A 16,476-nucleotide genomic window follows, 5' to 3' on the forward strand; every position below is an offset into this window, starting at 1 on the left:
CGGCGGCGCAACGGGCGCCGCGCCTACTCCGCCTGGATCCCCGCGTGCCGGATCTGCGCGCCCCATTCCTCGTACTGGGCGCGCACGAAGCGCTGGAAATCGTCTCCGGCCAGGAAGTCGGTCTCCATGCCCATGCCGCGCAGGCGTTCCTTGACCTCTGGCTTGTTCAGCGACAGCTTCAACTGCTCCTGCCACCATTGCACCACCTGGGCGGGAAGCCGCGCCGGCCCGGCCACGCCTATCCAGCCTGTCAGGTCCAGCCCGGACAGGCCCAGCTCGGCGGCGGTCGGAACGTCGGGCAGGATGGTGGAACGCTTGTTGGACACCAGCGCGATGGCGTGCAGGTTGTGCGCGCCGATCTGCGGCAGCACGGCGCCCAGGTCGGAGGAAACGAAATCCACCCGGCCGCCCAGCAGGTCGGTCACGGCCGCGGGCTGGCCCTTGTAGGGCACACTCAGCACCTCCATGCCGGCGGCGCGGCTGAAGGCGGCCGAGGCGACCTGGCCGGTGCCCGACCCGTACCCGGTGGCCAGTGATTTCGGCTTGGCGCGGCCGGCCGCGATCAGGCTCCTGGCGTCCGCGTGCCCGCCCGCGGCGCGGGTCACCACCACCACGTCGAAGCGCACCATGCGGGCCACCTGGGTGAAGTCCGCCAACGCGTCGTGCTTCTGGATGGCCTTGGACAGGAAGGGGCCCGAGGAACTGGTGGCGCTGGAACTGGGCATCATGGTGTAGCCGTCGGGCGCGGCGCGCGCCACCGCGTCCACGCCCAGCGCGCCCAGCGCCCCGGCCCGGTTCTCGACGACGATCACGGCGCCCGTGCGGGCGCGTATGTCGTCGGTCACGATGCGCGACACGTTGTCGATGGAGCTGCCGGCCGGGAAGCCGATCACGAAGCGCACGGTCCTGCCCGCCTCGGGATAGCCCTGGGCATGCGCCAGCATTCCGGCATGCAGGGCGGCGCATGCCAGGCCCAGCGCGATCACCTTCCGCATAGAAGTCTCCTCTTTCCTTGTCGTGGTTGTCGTCAGCGCGGCGTGGACCAGGTCCGGCCGCCCAGCACTTCTTCGGTGTGTTCGCCCAGGCCCGGCGCATGCCGGCGCACGTCGCCCGGGGTCGCGCCGAAATGCACAGGGATGCCGGCCTGGCGCAGGCGGCCTTCGGTGGGGTGTTCGCATTCGCGCCAGAAACCCAGCGCGGCCAGGTGCGGGTCGGCCAGCAGGTCGTCGAAGCTGTGCACAGGCGCGAAGGGAATATCGGCGGTCTCCAGCGCCGCCAGCCATTGCGCGGTGGTGCGCGTGCGCAGGGTGTCCTCGACGTAGCGGTACAGCTCGGGAAAATGCCGGCTGCGGTCGCGGGCGGTGCAATAGCGCGGATCGTCCGCCATGCCCGGGTCGCCGGCCAGCGCGAAAAAGCGCCGCCATTGGGCATCGGTATAGGGGACCACGCTCAGGTAGCCGTCACGCGTCGCGAAGGGCCGGCGATAGTCGTTCAGCAGCCGGGCATAGCCGGCCTCGCCCTCGGCCGGCACGAAACTGCGGCCGGCCAGGTGCTCCGGCGCCAGGAAGGCCACCATGCATTCGAACATGGGCACTTCTATGGACTGCCCGGTGCCGGTGCGTTCACGCGCGTACAGGGCGCAGGCGATGGCGTTGGACACGTACAGCGCGACGGTCTTGTCGGCCACGACCGAGTTGACGTAGCGCGGTGGCTCGGCGCCGCCCGCCCCCTGCAGCCACGCCAGGCCCGATGCCGCCTGGATCGTATCGTCGATGGCCGGCCGGCCCGCGTAGGGGCCGCGCTCGGAATAGCCATAGCAGACGCAATGGATGAGCCTGGGAAAGCGCGGCGCCAGCGTTTCGTGGTCCAGCCCCAGGCGCCGCAGCGCCGGCGCCCGCATGTTGGAGACGAACACGTCGGCCCCGGCGATCAGTTCCAGCAGCGCCTCGAGGCCGCGCGGGGTCTTGGCGTCGAGCACCACGCTGCGCTTGTTGCGGTTCAGGTTCAGGTGGGCATGGCTCATGCCCGCATGGCGTTGGGGCGTGACGTGCCGGAACACATCGCCCGCCGGCGGCTCGACCTTGATCACGTCGGCGCCCATGTCCCCCAGCATCTGGGTCGCCATGGGCCCCATGCCGACGGTGCTCATGTCCAGGATGCGCACCCCGTCCAGCGGACCGGCCATGTTCATTCTCCTCCCAGCAGCCGGCGCGCCAGCCGCAGGTGCGGCCGGTCGATCATCTTGCCGTCCAGGTTCAGCGTGCCCGCGCCGGGATGGGCGTCGAACGCCCGGACCACCGCCCGGGCCCACTGCAACTGGGCTTCGTCGGGTGTCAGCAGCCGGTTGATCGGCTCCACGTGGCGAGGGTGGATGGCCAGCTTGGCGACGAAACCGTCGCGTACCGCCTCGCGCGTTTCATCCGCCAGGATGTCGGGCGCGTCCAGGTCCACGCACACGGTATCCACCGCCCGCACGCCCGCTGCCGCCGCGGCCGCCAGGCACAGGGAACGCGCCAGCCGGAACGGCTCGGTGTAGCGGCCGGCCTCGCGGTTGCCGCGCGCGCCCAGGTTCGCGGCCAGGTCTTCCGCGCCCCAGGACAGCCCCCACAGCCGGGGCGTGGCGCCGGCATAGTCATGCAGGCCGAACAGCGAACGCGCGGTTTCGGTCACGATGGCCAGGACGCGTATGCCGCCCTCGGGCAATCCGGCCATGGCCTCGCAGGCGTCCAGGTAGTGGGCCGCCCGCTCCAGGTCGGCGCGCCGGGCACATTTGGGCAGCACGATGCCGAACGGCCGACCGGGCACGACGGCCGCCAGGTCGGCCAGCGCCTGGCCGCTGTCCAGCGCATTGATGCGCACCCACGCCTGCTTGGCCGCGGGCGCCTGGCCCAGCATGGCGCGCACGGCGTCCCGCGCCACGGCCTTGCGATCGGGCGCGACCGAGTCCTCCAGGTCGAGGATCAGGGCATCGGCGGGACTGGCGGCGGCCTTGTCGAACTTGCGCGGCGCATCGCCCGGAACGAACAGCATCGAGCGGACCATGGCGGTCTCCTCTAGGCCGGAGCCTTGTGCATCAGGGCGGAGCGCTTGCAGCGGGCGACGATGTCGTCGTCCTGGTTCAGCGCGAGGTGCTCGAATTCCACGATGCCGGCGTTCGGGCGCGAACGGCTTTCGCGCACCGACAGCACGCGGGTGCGCACGTGCAGCGTATCGCCGGCGAATACCGGCTTGGGGAAGGCGACCTCGCTCATGCCCAGGTTGGCCACCGTGGTGCCCAGCGTGGTGTCGTTCACCGTCATCCCTATCATCAGCCCCAGCGTGAACAGGCTGTTCACCAGCGGGCGCTTGAATTCCGTCCCGGCCGCGAAGTGCGCATCGATGTGCAGCGGCTGCACGTTCATGGTCAGCGAGCTGAACAGCACGTTGTCCATTTCCGTGACCGTGCGGGTCCAATCGTGGGCGAACTCCTGCCCCGGGGAGAACTGTTCGAAATACAGTCCGGCCATCGTCGTCTCCTGATCATTGTTCTTGTCTATGAAAAAAAGTTTATATACTTGAACATCCATATTCAAGCCTGCCCAGGCGCCGGCGCCGGGAAGTGGCCCCCTCGCATTCATGCCTATAGACTTTTGCCCATGAATACGAACGACGTGAAAAGCGCCAAGCGGGTGCTGACCATCCTGCAATTTTTCGCCCAGACCCGGGCGCCGGCCTCGCTGACGCAGATCTCGGCGGCGCTGGGGTTTCCCAAGTCCAGTTGCCTGGCGCTGCTGGATACCCTGGAAGGGGAAGGCTACGCCCACCAGACGGGCGGCCGCTACTACCTGACGCGCCGCTGGTTCAACGAGGCGCGCGCCATCGCCGAACACGACCAGTTGGCCGCCCGCGTCCGGCCGGTGCTGGAAGAACTGCGCGACAAGCTGCGCGAGACGCTGATCCTGGCCCAGCGCTCGGACAGCCAGGTGCTCTACCTGGACGTGGCCGAACCCGAGCGCATCGTCCGCTTCACCGCCCGCACCGGCGAACTCAAGCCCCTGCACGCCGCCGCCTCGGGGCGCGCGCTGCTGGCCGCGATGGCGCCGGCCGAACGCGAGGCGCTGCTCGCGCGCATGCCGCTGCCGCGCTTCACCGACCAGACGCCAACGACGCGGGACGCGCTACAAAAGATGCTGGAGGAAGGGGACCGGCGGGGCTATCACGTGAACCTGGGCGAGCACCAGGCCGACACGCTGTCGGTGGCCGCCCCGGTGGTGCTGTATGGCACGCCCTATGCACTGACCGTCGGGGCGCCGCTGGAGCGCGCGAAACCGCAGGTGCGGCAGATAGGCGGGATGCTGGTGGAAGCGGCGGCCAGGCTGGCCGCCGAGGTCGGCCGCGCCAACGCGGCGCCGGCCTGACACCGCCTACGCCGCCCCGTTCTCGTCCAGGCGCAGCGAGCGGGCCAGTTCGTTGATCCGGTCCTTGGTCTCTTCGACCAGCGAGCCGATCTCGCTGGCCGACGTGGACGAACGCATGGCGAGCTTGCGCACTTCGTCGGCCACCACCGCGAAACCACGCCCGGCGTCGCCGGCGCGGGCGGCCTCGATGGCCGCGTTCAGCGACAGCAGGTTGGTCTGCGCGGCGATCTCGTTGATGACCGCCACGATCTGGCCGATCTGCTCGCTGGAGGCCAGCACGGAATTCATGGCGCTGTGCGTGGTCTCGCGCTCGGTATGCTCGGCCTGCACGTTCTTCAGGAAGGCGGTGTAGGCGATCTTGCCCTCGAGCCGTATCTTCGACAGCGACAGGAGGCCCCATACGCGCGTGCCGTCCTTGCGCTCGATGGGCACCTCGCGGCTGGTGCCCACGATCTTGTCCTTGCCGGTCTCGCGGTTGGCCTCGACCAGCCGGTCGTGGTCGGCCTGGATGGCATGGGGCACCAGCATCTTGACGTTCCTGCCCAGGACCTCGTCGCGGCCGTAGCCCCACAGGCGTTCGGCCGCGGCGTTGAAGAAAGTGACGTTGTTCTGTTCGTCGATGGTGACCACCGCGTCCAGCGCCTGCTCCAGCGTCTGGTTCATCATCTCGCGCGCGTTGTGCTCGCCCGTGATGTCCTTGACGAAGGCCGTGTAGGTGATGCGGTCGCCCACCTTCACGCGCGACAGCGACAGGCTGGCCCACACCTTGGCGCCGTCCTTGCGCTCGAGCCTCACCTCGCGGCTGGTGCCCACGATCTTGTCCACGCCGGTGCTGCGGTTGGCGTTCACGTAGCCATCGTGGGCGGCCTGGATGGCCTGGGGCACCAGCATCTTGACGTTGCGCCCGATCACCTCCGCGCGGTCATAGCCCCACAGCCGTTCGGCGGCCGAATTGAAGAACGTGACGTTGTTCTCGGCGTCGATCGAGACCACGGCGTCGATGGCCTGCTCCAGCGTCTGGTTGATGACCTCGCGCACTTCTCGCTCGCGCGAGATGTCCTTGACGAAAGCGGTGTACAGGATACGGTCGCCGACCCGGATCTTGGACAGCGACAGCGCGCCCCAGGCCTGGGTGCCGTCCTTGCGCTCGACCTGCACCTCGCGACTGGTGCCCACGATCTTGTCCTTGCCGGTCTCGCGGTTGGCCTGGACCAGCCGGTCGTGGTCGGCCTGGATGCCGCGCGGCACCAGCATCTTGACGTTGCGCCCGATCACCTCCGCGCGGTCATAGCCCCAGAAGCGCTCGGCGGCGGCATTGAAGAAGGTGACGTTGTTCTTCTCGTCGATGGACACCACCGCGTCCAGCGCCTGCTCCAGCGTCTGGTTGATAGTCTCGCGCTCCTCGTGCTGCGCGGTGATGTCGCGCACGAAGGCGGTGTAGGTGATGTGCCGGCCGATGTTCACCCGCGACAGGGACAGGCTGACCCAGACCTTGCGGCCGTCCTTGCGGTCGATCTGCACCTTGCGGCTGGTGCCCACGATCTTGTTCTGTCCGGTCTCGCGGTGGGCGTTGACGTAGCCGTCGTGGGCCGCCTGGATGGCCTGCGGCACCAGCATCTTGACGTTGCGCCCGATCACTTCCGATCGCTCGTAGCCCCATAGCCGCTGCGCCGCGGCGTTGTAGAAGGTCACGTTGTTGTGCTGGTCGATGCTGACCACCGCATCGACGGCCTGTTCCAGCACCTGGGTGGAACGATCCGAACGGAATTCGAATACGCGCGCCAAGCGACTTGCGGTTCCCGACATGCCGACCTCCTATGAATACCAGGATCTCGGCCGCGCCCCGGGGGAATGGATCAGGGACAACCCTGAGTGCGCATAACTTCGGTCATCACGAACCTTTCTCCGCGCCGAAGGCTTCAATCCAGGCGGATGCCGAACTCGGCGACGATCGCACCCGCACGCCTGTAGTCGTCGCGCGTGCGCCGCGTGAAGTCTTCCGCCGAGCCCCCCACCGGCACTTCCCACTGCGCGCGGAATTCCTTCTGCACGTCGGGTTCGGCCAGGATGGCCGCGACCTCGCGATTGAGCCGCGCGACCACCGGCGCGGGCGTACCGGCGGGCGCCAGCATGCCGTACCAGGTCGTCACGTCCAGCCCCTTCACGCCCTGCTCCTCCAGCGTCGGCACCTGCGGCAGCAGCGGGGAACGGGTGGGCTGCACGACGCCCAGCGCCACCATCTTGCCGGCCTGGACATGGGGCCAGAGCGAGCCGGGCACGCCGTAGATCAGGTCGATGTGCCCGCCCAGCAGGTCGGTGATGGCGGGCGCCGTGCCCTTGTAGGGCACATGCGTGATCGACACGCCCGCCGCGCGGTTGAACAGTTCTCCGGCGATGTGCATGGGCGAGCCGCTGCCCGGGCTGCCATAGCTCAGGCCCGGGCGTTTCTTCGCCAGCGCAACCAGCCCCGCCGCGTCGGACACGCCCAGGCCGGGCCGCGCGGCCAGCAGCAGCATGCCCTGCGACAACTGGATGACCGGCGCGAAGGCGCGCACGACGGCTGGCGTACTTGCCTTGGGCAACAGATGGGCGGCCAGGATGTCCTGCTGCATCTCCTGGGCGTAGTCCTGCTTGGCCGCCCACTCCGCGCCTTCGTCCGGCAGGCAGGGGGCGGGCCGCGTCAAGGCATAGCCATAGGTCTGGCATACGCCCTCGCCTTCGGCGCGCATGCCCTTGGGCCGCTCGCCCGCCTGCACGGCGCGGATGCCCGCCCGCAACTGGCGGCGGAACAAGGCGATGCCGGCATCGGCGGCGGTGAGGTTCTCGTTGGCCTGGATCGCCATCCTGCCCTGCGCGACCCAGGCATCCCAGTCGCCCGGGTTGCGGTGCCGTTCCTCGTAGCTGCGCTCGCCCGTCTGGCCGAAGGTGATCGTGGCAAGGTAGTCGGCACGCGCTTTTTCGCTCCATTTGGGCGACAAATGCAGCCATCCCATGTGCATCGCGTTGAAATCGTCGTTGGGCACGATCCAGGTCGACAGGCCCAGGCCATGGCTGGAAGGCAGTTGGCGCCGGTAGCGCAGCTCGATCGCCTGCCGTCTGCCCGGCTCGCCAGCCATGTTCTCGGGAATCGCGTCGCCCAGGCGGATGCCGTCGGGCACGCGGGCGATGTTGGGCAGGATCAGCTCGTTGACGCGGCAGTAGTACAGGTCATGCACGCGCCGCACGCTGGTGGTGATCTGCCCGATGGGCGTCTCGCAGGCCTGGATGACGGGAAGATCGTAGGCGTAGTCGCCGAACTGCTGCACGTCGAACATCGAATGCAGAAAGGTCAGGTGGATGGGATCCTGCGTGTTCTCGCGCAATTGCACCCAATTGCATGGGTTATGCCAGCAGAACGGCAGATATTCTTCCTCGTCGTGGTGCATGAAGTCGTAGTCGGGAAATGGCGGCCGCTGGTCGGGCGGCCCCATGTACGCGAACACCAGGCCGCGGAATTCCCGCACCGGATAGGCGCCGTGGTACATGCGGGACGCCAGCGCACCCGGCACCTTCTCGCCCGGCACCTTCTCGCCCGGCACGTCCAGCAGCGCGCCGTCCACGCCGTAGTGCCAGCCATGGTAGGCGCAGCGCAGCCCGTGGTCCACGATCAGCGCGAACTCCAGCGAAGTGCGGCGATGGCTGCAATGGCGCTCCAGCAGACCGAGTGCGCCGGAGCGGTCGCGGAACACCACCAATTCCTCGCCCAGGATGGTGATGGGCACGGGCAGGTCCTTGATATCGGCGGCCAGCGCCACCGGCTGCCAGAAGCGGCGCAGGTACTCGCCGGCGGGCGTGCCGCGGCCGACCTCGGCCAGTTCACGGTCGGGCGTCGTGGAGGGCCGGCGGTCGTAGCCGCCGTAGGGCCGGGTTGCGTTGCGGACGTCCTGCGCCATGTCGGGCCTCGTCGGAGTGGGAATGCACGCATTGTCCCTAGCGTCCCACGGCGGGGGAAGCCGGCCACGGTCAATACAGCTGTAGGTAAATGCGATGTAATCGAGCGTACAGCGCTAGGTATGGCGATAGAGCCATGGCACACTCGACCTGTTCCGTCCGGCCTCCGGGAGCGCCATGGACCACTACAAGCAGCTCGAATCCTTCGTTTCCGTGGCGCTGCACGGAAGTTTTTCCGCCGCGGCCCGCAGCGAAGGCGTGGCCCCCAACGTCATGCGCGAGCGCATCGACGCGCTGGAGCAGCGCCTGGCGGCCCGGCTGGTGCATCGCAGCCCGCGCGGACTGTCGCTGACAGAAGCCGGCACCGGCTTCCTGGACGCCGCGCGCGCCTTGCTCGCCAACCTTGAGCAGGCCGAGGCGGCGGTCTCGGCCCGCGCCTCTGGCGCGCACGGCCATCTGCGCGTCACCGCGCCGGCGGGCTTCGGGCGCCGCCACATCGCCCCGCTGATCCCATCGCTGGTGGCGCGCCATCCCTCGCTCGACATCACGCTGGACCTGCACGACCACTACGCCAACCTGCCCACCGGCGACTTCGATTGCGCGCTCTTCATCGGCGATCCGCCCGACAGTGGCCAGGTCGCCATCCCGCTGGGCGGAACGCGGCGCGTGGTGGTCGGCAGCCCTGCCTACCTGGACCGCGCCGGCGTACCGGTCCGTCCCGCCGATCTCGCCCGCCACAACTGCCTGTGCTTCCACGGCGAAAGCCAGATGCAGGCCCGGCATTGGCAATTCCGCGTGGACGGGCGCCTGCTGCAACAGCCCGTCTCCGGTAACTTGCGCTGTTCGGACGGCTCGACGCTGCACCAATGGGCGCTGGCCGGCATGGGCCTGGCCTGGCGCGCGCTGTGGGAAGTCGAGGACGACCTGCGGCGTGGCCGGCTGCGCTCGGTGCTGGACGACTACGCGGTCGCGACCGTGGGCATCCATGCCGTGGTGCCCCAACGCCGGCACATGCCCTCGCGCGTGCGGGTGTTCATCGATCACCTGCGACAGACCTACGGCGACCCGGGTTATCCATCGGCGCCGGCGGCGCGGCTGTAGTTCAGGACGGCTGCGCGGCCCGCGCCTTGGCGTAACGGACGAACAAGGCAGGGACCTCGGGCAGGGTCCGGCCCCGCACGCCGACCAGCACCGGTTGCAGCCTGGGCGACTGTCCTGGCACGGCATGGAACTCCAGCACGCCCGCCTCCACTTCCGCCGCGAAGACACTGCGGCCGGCCAGGGTGAAGCAGCCCCCCAGCGCCAGCATCTCGCGCAGGATCTCGGCCGAACCCGCTTCCTGGAAAAGCGGCATCGCGGGGGTGACCCCCGCGTCCTGGAAAAGCAGCCTGACCGATGCTTCGTACAGCGCGCCGCGGCGCACGGAATACAGCGGCAATCCGGCCAGCACCTGCATCAGCGGCCGTCCGCCGGGCCGCACCGTCCCGGTCTTCGCCACCCAGCCCAGTTGCTCATTGAAACGGGCCTGGACCATCATGGTGCCGTCCACCGCGGCACCGGGCAGGAAGGCGCAATCGATGTCCCCTTCGTTCAGACAGGCGCGGATCTCCTCGGTGGTACCCGCACGCACGGTCAGCCGGACGCCCCGGTTCTCGCGGATGAAACCGGACAGCACCCTGGGCACCAGGCTTGCCGTGGCCGTATGGAAGGCGCCTATGCGCAATTCGGGACGGCCTCCGGCGACTTGCTGCACCGAGGCGACGGCGCTTGCCGACAGGCGCAGCAATTCGCGGCAATGCGGCAGCAGTGCCTCGCCCGCGCTGGTCAGGCCGACGCCCCGGTTGTGCCGGCGCAGCAGCGCCACGCCGATGCTGCCCTCCAGTTGGGCGATGCGGTTGGAGACGTTGGACTGCACGGTACCGAGCGACACCGCCGCCGCGGAAATGCTCTGGGCTTGCGCCACGGCCAGGAAGTAGCGGGCGGATTCAATGTCGAGCAGCGGAGCGTTCATCGGTCCAGCATAGCAGGACAACGCCTTTTGATATCCATGAAAAAGATCACTGCCATCTTTGAAGCAGAGATCCATGCCCGCGTGCCGGGTCTATCGTGGCGGCATGGAAAAAAGCTATGACGCAATCGTGATAGGCGCGGGATCCGCCGGCTGCATCGTCGCCCGCCGCCTGTCGGAGGACGGCCGCTGCCGGGTGCTGCTGCTCGAAGCGGGCCCGGACCCCGGTCCGCAGGAAACGCCGGCCATCCGCCACCCCTATCCGCTCTCGGCCTACGACGCGGCGCTGCAATGGCCCGGACTGAAAGGACAGATCGTAGGCGGCGCCGACCGCCGCATGGCCCGCGTCCCGCAGGGCCGGCTCGTGGGCGGCTCGTCGTCCATCAACGCCATGGTGGCGATGCGCGGAATCGCGGCGGACTTCGACGAATGGTGCGAAGCCGGCGCGCACGGCTGGAGCTGGCGCGACGTGGAACCCTACTTCCGCCGGCTCGAATCGGCCGATCCGCGCCAGGACTGCGACGATGCCGCCGCCATCGCCGTCGCGCGGCAGGCGGCATCGCCGCATCGGCGGCTCAGCAACGCCCTGCTCGACACCTGGGAGCAGGCGGGCTATCCGCGTATCGCGGATCCCAACACCGATTTCCGCGACGGCTGCTTCGTCCAGCCGGTCTCGACCGACCGGGGCGGCCGATGCTCCGCGAACCGAGCCTACCTGGGCACGGCCACGCGGGCCCGAGGCAACCTGGACATCCTGGCCGACACCCGCTGCCTGCGGTTGCGGATCGAACAGGGGCGCGTGTGCGGCGTCGAGGCCGAATCGGCGGGCACCCCGCGTCTCTTCCTGGCTCGCCGCGTCTTCCTGTGCGCCGGCGCATTGCAGACCCCCACCCTGCTGCTGCGTTCCGGCATCGGCGATGCCGCCGCGCTCGAAGCGCTGGGCATCCGGACGGTGGCGGATCTGCCCGGCGTCGGCCGCAACCTGCAGAACCATTGCGCCGTGCCCCTGGGCGTCATCCTGAAAGGCGGAAAGGGACTGCCGCCCGGCCTGCCGACGGCGCACGCGGCCCTGCGGCTGTCCTCGGGCGCGCATCGCTCCGGCGGCGACGTCTACCTGTCGGTCTGGGACCGCGCCGCGTGGCATGCCGCGGGCAGCCACGTGGGCGTGCTGAACGTCGTGCTGCACCGCCCCGCATCGAGCGGATCGGTCACCTTGCGCGCCGGCGACTGCCGGGTCGCGCCGGCCATCGATTTCAACATGCTCGATCACCGGTCGGACGTCGAGCGCCTGTCGATGGGCGTGCGCGCCGCGATGGAATTCCTGGAGAGCCCGCGCGTGCGCGCTATCGGCGGCGGCACCGGACTCGTCAAGCTGGGCAAGGCCGCCGCGTGGATGGGCTTTCGCACGTCCGCGACACGCCTGGCCAGCCGCGCCATGAGCGCCGCCGGCGGCCTCTGGCCCGGACTCCTGTCACCCCTGTATGCGCTGGCGGTGAAGCCGCTGCCGGATCCACTGCTGGGCGCCGCCGGTCCACAGGCCATGCAGGCGGCGCTGCGAGCGTCGATCGTGCTCCAGTACCACCATGTCGGCACCTGCGCGATGGGCCCGGCGGCCTCCCGGATGTCGGTGGCGGCGCCCGACGGCCAGGTCCATGGCGTGGCGGGGCTGACGATCGCCGACGCGTCCCTGCTGCCCGCGGTCCCGCGCGCCAACACCAATCTTCCGGTCATGATGGCCGCGGAGAAGATCTCGGCCATGTTCCTGCACCGATGAAAGAAAACACGCGCGCGAAGGGCGCGGACAAGGAGACATCATGTTGACACGACGGACCTTCCTGGGCATCGCCGCCGGCGCCGCCATCACCGTCCGGCCCGCGTTCGGGGAAACCTTTCCCGCGCGGCCGGTCAAGGCCCTGCTGGGCCTGAGCCCCGGCGGCGGCGCGGACCTGCTGGCCCGCATCCTCTTTCGCAGCATGGAGGCAGAACTTCACCAGCCCATCGTGCTGGAGAACCGGCCCGGAGCCGGCACCACGCTGGCGGCGGAGGGCACCGCCCGCGCCGAACCCGACGGCTACACGATGTACGTGGCCACGGGCAGCTATGTCACCAGCGCGGTCCTGCTGCGCGAACGCGGCGCGACGCTGCAGCGTTCGGGCCGGGGCCTGCTGGATGCGCTCGCGCCGGTCAGCCTGATGTTCACCGCGCCCTATTGCATCGCCGCGCGGCGCGGCTCGGGCCTGGACTCTATCCAGGACGTGCTGGCGCAGGCCCGGCGGCGCCCGGGCGAACTCACCTATGCCTCGTCCGGCATGGGCAGCCAGCCCCATTTCGCCGGCGAGCTGTTCCAGTCCGCCACCGGGACCAGGCTCCTGCATGTTCCCTACAAGGGCCTGGGGCCCGCCATCGTGGGCGTGCTGGGCGAACAGGTGCAGTTGGTGTTCTCGGACATGAACTCGGTCTTTCCCCGGCACCGCAGCGGCGAGATGAAGATCCTGGCGGTGACCGGCGATGCCCGGCCCGCCCTGGCGCCCGACATCCCGACGATGAAGGAATCCGGCATCGCCGGCATGGACATCGCCGCCTGGCAAGGCTATCTGGTGCCCGCACGGACGCCGGCCGCGCGCATCGACGTGCTGGCCTCGGCCATCGACCGCAGTCTGCGCGACCCGGCGGTGCGCGACCGCGTGCTCGAGAACGCCGGCGTGCCGGCGGACACGTCGCCGGCGCACTTCCGCGCCTTCCTCGAAAAGGAAACGCGGCTCTATCGCAGGCTCGCGGAATCCGCGGGCATCAAGGCGGATTACTAGCAGCATCAGGCAAGGACAGGGAGAGACAGGTGGTCAAATACGATTTTTCGGGACAGGTGGCCGTCGTGACCGGCGCGGCCAGCGGCGTGGGGCTGCGCATCGCGCAGGACCTGCTGGGCGCCGGCGCGCGAGTGTCGATGTGGGATGCCGGCGCCGAGACCCTGCGGGCGTCGGCCGCCTCCCTGGCCCGGGCCGACGGCATCGATCAGCGCACGGTGGACGTGCGGCGCCACGAGCAGGTGGAACAGGCGGCCCAGGCCGTCCTTGCCCGCTGGGGGCGGATCGACGTGCTGATCAACAATGCGGGGATCATCCGTCCGCCCGGCCCGCTGGCCTCGTCGTCGCTGGCCGACTGGGACGACGTCCTGGCCGTCAACCTGACCGGCACCTTCCACTGCTGCCGGGCCGTGATGCCCATCATGGCGCAGGCGGGATACGGGCGCGTGGTCAACGTCGGCTCGACCTCCGGCAAGGAAGGCAATCCCTACACGCCTTCCTACTCCGCGGCCAAGGCGGGCGTCATCGCGCTGACCAAGAGCCTGGGCAAGGAATTCGCCGCCAGCGGCGTGCTGGTCAACTGCGTCGCGCCCACCGTGCTGAACACGCCCATGACCCGCCGCAACATCGAGATCGCGCCGGAACGCACGCAGCGGCTGCTGGAAAAGATTCCCATGGGCCGCCTCGGCGAAGTGGAAGAACTGGCCGCCATGCTGGCCTGGCTGTCGTCGCGGGCGTGCAGCTTCAGCACGGGCGCGGTCTTCGACCTGTCCGGCGGGCGCGCCACCTATTAGTCCCCCACAGCCGCACTTGATCCGCAAATGAAAAACGCCCGTGAGGGCGTTTTTCATTCAGACCGCAACGAACGTCCATCCAACCCAGGGCACAGCGGCGCCGGGCCGCCCCAAGGCGGGTCCCCGCCCCCTCGGGGGGCTGCCGCGTAGCGGCTGGGGGCTCACCATGCTGGGGCGCGCGTCAGCGCGTAGGGGGGCCCTCTACCCCAGCTTGGCCAAAGCCGCGTTCAGCGTGGCGCTGGGACGCATGGCCTTGCTGGCCAGCTCGGCGCTGGGACGGTAGTAGCCGCCGATGTCGTTCGGCTTGCCTTGCACCGCGCCCAGCTCGGCCACGATCTTGGCTTCGTTGTCGGCCAATTCCTTGGCGACGGGCGCGAACGCGGCCTGCAGTTCCTTGTCCCCGGTCTGGGCGGCCAGGGCCTGGGCCCAGTACAGGGCCAGGTAGAAGTGGCTGCCGCGGTTGTCCAGGCCGCCGACCTTGCGGGCGGGCGACTTGTCCTCGTCCAGGAACTTGCCGGTGGCCTGGTCCAGCGTGGTGGCCAGCACCTTGGCCTTGGCGTTCTTGTACGTGTCGGCCAGGTGTTCGATGGAAGCGGCCAGGGCCAGGAACTCGCCCAGCGAATCCCAGCGCAGGAAGCCTTCTTCCAGGAACTGCTGCACGTGCTTGGGCGCCGAGCCGCCGGCACCGGTCTCGAACAGGCCGCCGCCGGCCATCAGCGGAACGATGGACAGCATCTTGGCGCTGGTGCCCAGTTCCATGATGGGGAACAGGTCGGTCAGGTAGTCGCGCAGCACGTTGCCGGTGACCGAGATGGTGTCCTGGCCCTTGCGGATGCGCTCGACCGACAGCCGGGTGGCCTCGACCGGCGACAGGATGCGGATGTCCAGGCCGCTGGTGTCGTGGTCCTTCAGGTACTTCTCGACCTTGGCGATGATCTGGGCATCGTGGGCGCGGTTCTTGTCCAGCCAGAACACGGCCGGGGCGCCGGTGGCGCGGGCGCGGCTGACGGCCAGCTTGACCCAGTCCTGGATCGGCGCGTCCTTGGTCTGGCACATGCGGAAGATGTCGCCGGCTTCGACCGGCTGCTCCAGCAGCACCTTGCCGGCTTCGTCGACCACGCGCACCGTGCCGTCGGCCGGCAGCTGGAAGGTCTTGTCGTGCGAACCGTATTCCTCGGCGGCCTGGGCCATCAGGCCGACGTTGGGCACGGTGCCCATCGTGACCGGGTCGAACGGGCCGTTCTTCTTGCAGTCCTCGATGACGACCTGGTAGACGTCGGCGTAGCAGCGATCGGGAATCACGGCCTTGGCGTCATGCAACTGGCCGTCCGGGCCCCACATCTTGCCCGACTCGCGGATCATGGCGGGCATCGAGGCGTCGATGATGACGTCGCTGGGCACGTGCAGGTTGGTGATGCCCTTGTCGGAGTTCACCATGGCCAGTTCGGGACGCCTGGCGTATTCGGCCTTGATGTCGGCTTCGATCTCGGCCTGCTTGTCGGCCGGCAGGTCCTTGATCTTGGCGTACAGGTCGCCCAGGCCGTTGTTGGGGTCGAAGCCGACCTGCTTGAGCGCGTCGGCGTGCTTGGCCAGCACATCCTTGAAGAACACGGACACCACCTGGCCGAACAGGATGGGGTCCGAGACCTTCATCATGGTGGCCTTCAGGTGCACCGAGAACAGCACGCCCTGCTTCTTGGCGTCCTCGATCTGGGCTTCGATGAAGCTGGCCAGTTTCTTCTTGCTCATGGTCGAGGCGTCGATGATCTCGCCCGCCTTGACCGCGGTCTTTTCCTTCAGCACCTTGGTCGTGCCGTCCTTGCCCACCAGCTCGATGCGGACGTTGCCGGCGTTCTCGACCACGGCGGACTTCTCGCTGCCGTAGAAGTCGCCGCTTTCCATGTGGGCGACGTGCGACTTCGAGTCGGCGCTCCAGGCGCCCATCTTGTGGGGGTGCTTGCGGGCGTAGTTCTTGACCGACAGCGGCGCGCGGCGATCGGAGTTGCCTTCGCGCAGGACCGGGTTCACGGCGCTGCCCTTGACCTTGTCGTAGCGGGCCTTGACGTCCTTGTCGGTGTCGTTCTTGACCTCGTCCGGATAGTCGGGAAGCTTGTAGCCCTTCTGCTGCAGTTCCTTGATCGCGGCCTTGAGCTGCGGGATCGAGGCGCTGATGTTGGGCAGCTTGATGATGTTGGCTTCCGGCTTGGTCGCCAGCTGGCCGAGGTAGGCCAGGTCGTCCGAGATCTTCTGCGCGTCGGTCAGGTACTCGGGGAACACGGCGATGATGCGGCCGGAAAGGGAGATGTCCCGCGTTTCGACGTCGACGCCGGCGGAACGGGTGAAAGCCTGGACGATGGGCAGCAGCGAGTACGTCGCCAGTGCAGGCGCTTCGTCAGTGAGGGTGTAGATGATCTTCGACGTGGTAGACATTCTTTATTGAATCTCACTCGATTACGGAAGTAGTGGAGATTCTCGGACAACCCCCTGGGACCGGGCATGGCACTGGCGGCCATGCAGGGGACGTCGCGCGGGCGCCCTGACAC

Annotated in this window: 13 protein-coding genes; 5 read left to right on the plus strand and 8 right to left on the minus strand. The window is 68.8% G+C overall.

Annotated features, from left to right (window positions below; all coding sequences use genetic code 11):
• Positions 1-23 precede the first annotated feature (23 nt).
• Genes ABD104_RS10120 through ABD104_RS10135 form a run of 4 tightly spaced genes read right to left on the minus strand, consistent with a single transcriptional unit; the run spans position 24 to position 3,566 of the window.
• On the minus strand, positions 24-995 hold the full coding sequence (locus ABD104_RS10120) for a Bug family tripartite tricarboxylate transporter substrate binding protein (protein ID WP_343927454.1): 972 nt from the start codon (positions 993-995) through the stop codon (positions 24-26).
• A 32-nt stretch (positions 996-1,027) separates the two neighbouring features.
• On the minus strand, positions 1,028-2,185 hold the full coding sequence (locus ABD104_RS10125; RefSeq protein WP_087838035.1) for a CaiB/BaiF CoA transferase family protein: 1,158 nt from the start codon (positions 2,183-2,185) through the stop codon (positions 1,028-1,030).
• A gap of 2 nt (positions 2,186-2,187) precedes the next feature.
• A complete protein-coding gene (locus ABD104_RS10130; protein WP_343927455.1) occupies positions 2,188-3,042 on the minus strand; it encodes an HpcH/HpaI aldolase/citrate lyase family protein in 855 nt (284 codons plus the stop codon).
• A gap of 11 nt (positions 3,043-3,053) precedes the next feature.
• Positions 3,054-3,566, minus strand: a complete 513-nt coding sequence (locus ABD104_RS10135) for a MaoC family dehydratase (protein ID WP_343927456.1) — start codon at positions 3,564-3,566, stop codon at positions 3,054-3,056.
• Positions 3,567-3,635: 69 nt separating this feature from the next.
• On the opposite strand from ABD104_RS10135, the gene ABD104_RS10140 reads away from it, so the two are divergent.
• Positions 3,636-4,397 (plus strand): IclR family transcriptional regulator, encoded by a 762-nt coding sequence (locus ABD104_RS10140; RefSeq protein WP_087838038.1) that lies wholly within the window; start codon positions 3,636-3,638, stop codon positions 4,395-4,397.
• Positions 4,398-4,403: 6 nt separating this feature from the next.
• On the opposite strand, the gene ABD104_RS10145 is transcribed toward ABD104_RS10140, so the two are convergent.
• Together ABD104_RS10145 and ABD104_RS10150 are read right to left on the minus strand one after the other, a co-directional pair.
• A complete protein-coding gene (locus tag ABD104_RS10145; RefSeq protein ID WP_338616688.1) occupies positions 4,404-6,203 on the minus strand; it encodes a PAS domain S-box protein in 1,800 nt (599 codons plus the stop codon).
• A gap of 113 nt (positions 6,204-6,316) precedes the next feature.
• Complete coding sequence (locus ABD104_RS10150; protein WP_343927457.1) at positions 6,317-8,329, minus strand: tripartite tricarboxylate transporter substrate-binding protein; 2,013 nt, start codon at positions 8,327-8,329, stop codon at positions 6,317-6,319.
• 175 nt (positions 8,330-8,504) lie between these two features.
• Between ABD104_RS10150 and ABD104_RS10155 the strand changes: the two genes are divergently transcribed.
• Positions 8,505-9,428 (plus strand): LysR family transcriptional regulator, encoded by a 924-nt coding sequence (locus ABD104_RS10155; RefSeq protein WP_279815666.1) that lies wholly within the window; start codon positions 8,505-8,507, stop codon positions 9,426-9,428.
• A gap of 1 nt (position 9,429) precedes the next feature.
• On the opposite strand, the gene ABD104_RS10160 is transcribed toward ABD104_RS10155, so the two are convergent.
• A complete protein-coding gene (locus tag ABD104_RS10160; RefSeq protein ID WP_165404399.1) occupies positions 9,430-10,338 on the minus strand; it encodes a LysR family transcriptional regulator in 909 nt (302 codons plus the stop codon).
• Between the two features lie 73 nt (positions 10,339-10,411).
• Between ABD104_RS10160 and ABD104_RS10165 the strand changes: the two genes are divergently transcribed.
• Genes ABD104_RS10165 through ABD104_RS10175 form a run of 3 tightly spaced genes read left to right on the plus strand, consistent with a single transcriptional unit; the run spans position 10,412 to position 13,933 of the window.
• Positions 10,412-12,109 (plus strand): GMC family oxidoreductase, encoded by a 1,698-nt coding sequence (locus ABD104_RS10165; RefSeq protein ID WP_279815663.1) that lies wholly within the window; start codon positions 10,412-10,414, stop codon positions 12,107-12,109.
• A 40-nt stretch (positions 12,110-12,149) separates the two neighbouring features.
• Complete coding sequence (locus ABD104_RS10170; RefSeq protein ID WP_279815662.1) at positions 12,150-13,142, plus strand: Bug family tripartite tricarboxylate transporter substrate binding protein; 993 nt, start codon at positions 12,150-12,152, stop codon at positions 13,140-13,142.
• 29 nt (positions 13,143-13,171) lie between these two features.
• Positions 13,172-13,933, plus strand: coding sequence for an SDR family NAD(P)-dependent oxidoreductase (locus tag ABD104_RS10175; protein WP_343927458.1), 762 nt, complete (start codon positions 13,172-13,174; stop codon positions 13,931-13,933).
• A 201-nt stretch (positions 13,934-14,134) separates the two neighbouring features.
• Here the strand turns inward: ABD104_RS10175 and ABD104_RS10180 are convergent, their stop codons facing one another.
• On the minus strand, positions 14,135-16,363 hold the full coding sequence (locus ABD104_RS10180) for an NADP-dependent isocitrate dehydrogenase (RefSeq protein ID WP_343927459.1): 2,229 nt from the start codon (positions 16,361-16,363) through the stop codon (positions 14,135-14,137).
• Positions 16,364-16,476: the final 113 nt, after the last annotated feature.

Source organism: Pigmentiphaga daeguensis (assembly GCF_039523035.1).
In the GTDB taxonomy this organism is placed as follows: Bacteria; Pseudomonadota; Gammaproteobacteria; order Burkholderiales; family Burkholderiaceae_B; genus Pigmentiphaga; species Pigmentiphaga daeguensis.